The organism is Halorubrum sp. Boch-26 (assembly GCF_029889805.1).
GTDB lineage: Archaea > Halobacteriota > Halobacteria > Halobacteriales > Haloferacaceae > Halorubrum.
Map to the genome: position 1 here is coordinate 1 of NZ_JARANT010000175.1, position 1,584 is coordinate 1,584.

2 protein-coding genes and 1 pseudogene are annotated in these 1,584 nt (G+C 69.0%); 1 reads left to right on the forward strand and 2 read right to left on the reverse strand.

The window, feature by feature from the left end; genetic code table 11:
- A pseudogene (locus OQF71_RS14515) lies at positions 1-278 on the reverse strand (AAA family ATPase); the annotation flags it as partial.
- Between the two features lie 257 nt (positions 279-535).
- A complete protein-coding gene (locus tag OQF71_RS14520; protein WP_280588521.1) occupies positions 536-946 on the reverse strand; it encodes a TRAM domain-containing protein in 411 nt (136 codons plus the stop codon).
- 173 nt (positions 947-1,119) lie between these two features.
- On the opposite strand from OQF71_RS14520, the gene OQF71_RS14525 reads away from it, so the two are divergent.
- On the forward strand, positions 1,120-1,584 hold a 465-nt coding region (locus tag OQF71_RS14525), incomplete at its 3' end, for a polymer-forming cytoskeletal protein (RefSeq protein WP_280588522.1).

Below are 1,584 nucleotides of genomic sequence, written 5' to 3' on the forward strand. Positions count from 1 at the left end.
CGGCGGGCGACCCCCGACGCCGCCGCGGCGGCGACCGGCTCGACCGTGACCTCGTCGCCGAGGTCGGCGTCCGCGTTCCGACGGATCGGATCGGGGAGGCAGATCCCGCCGGGGTCGTCGGCGGCGCGCGCCGCGACCGCGGCGGTCGCCCGGCCGCCGCGAACGCTCACGGTCTCGCCGGGGTCGACGCCGAGGTCCGAAAGCACCGACGCGGAGAGGCCGACGCGTCGGTCACCGACCGACGCGGGGGCGTCCGCGACCGGCAGTCGAACGCTCATGTGCGGCATGGGTGTCGGGGGACCCGCTCGTCGGCGACCCTCATCGATTTCATGTGATCGCGTACGCACGGATCGCACTAAGAAGCCACGACGATTCACGACAGGAGCCACGGCGATTCACGACAGAAGCCACGGCGACTCACGACAGAAGCCGCGAGAAGCCTCGACGGCAGTTCGGGGAGATTCACTGCGGAAGCCACGCCGGTTCGCGTCTCGCGACTACCGGTTCGTCGCCGCTCGTCGTCTCGTTGGTACGGCTATTCCTCGACGACCTCGCCGACCGCGAAGTTGGATTTGACCTCCGTGATCTCGATCTTTACGCGCTCTCCGACCTCCGTGTCGGGGACGATGATCACGTAGCCCCGCTCCACGCGGGCGATGCCGTCGCCCTGCTTGCCGAGGTCCTCGATCTCGACGTACCGCATCTCGCCCGGCTCCACCGGAGGCTGGGGACCGTCGTCGGCGCGGGAGGCGGACACGTCGGCGTCGCCGTCGGTCTCGTCGCCCGCTTCCGGTTCCGAGCGCGAGATGAGCGCGACCCGATACGTCTCGCCCGGCTCCAGCGACCCGGTCTCGATCTCGCGGTGCGGGACGTCGACGACGTACTCACCGTCCTCCTCGCGAACGTCGGCGCTGAACAGACAGAGGAGCTTCTCTGAGATCTCCATGATAGAGTTCACCCGTACGTGGCGACGGACCAGTATAGTTGTACCGCCGTCCGATTTCGGGCGGGCCGCCGGTCGCGGAGACCGGAACGTCCCCCGCCGGTCGTCGGCTCAAGATCGACCCACGATATCAATCACCAAACAACTATATGTCATTCAAAACTAACACCTCTCTCATGGATTCGCCCTCCAACGCGTTTCGTCGTCGTATCGCCGTCGCTCTCGCCGTCGTCGCGCTCCTCTTCCCGCTCGCGACGGGGCTCGCAACGGCCCAGTCGGCCCAGGGTGCCTCCGGAACGATCGTCGTCGACGAGGGCGAGACGGTCGACGGGATCGACGGCGTCGCCGGGGCGGTCGTCGTCCGCGGCACCGTCGACGGCGACCTCTCCGGCGCGGCCGGTTCGATCCGCATCGCAGAGACCGGTCGCGTCGACGGGAACGTCCAAGCCGCCGCCGGAACGATCCTCGTCGACGGCGCGGTCGGCGGGAGCGTCGAGGCCGGCGCCGGCTCCTTCGAGCTGACGGAGACGGGCCGAATCGACGGCTCGCTCGACGTCGGCGCGGGCTCGATAACCGTCGACGGCGCGGTCGGCGGCGACGTTCGCGCGGCCGCCGACAAGGATGATTACGACCCGAAAACA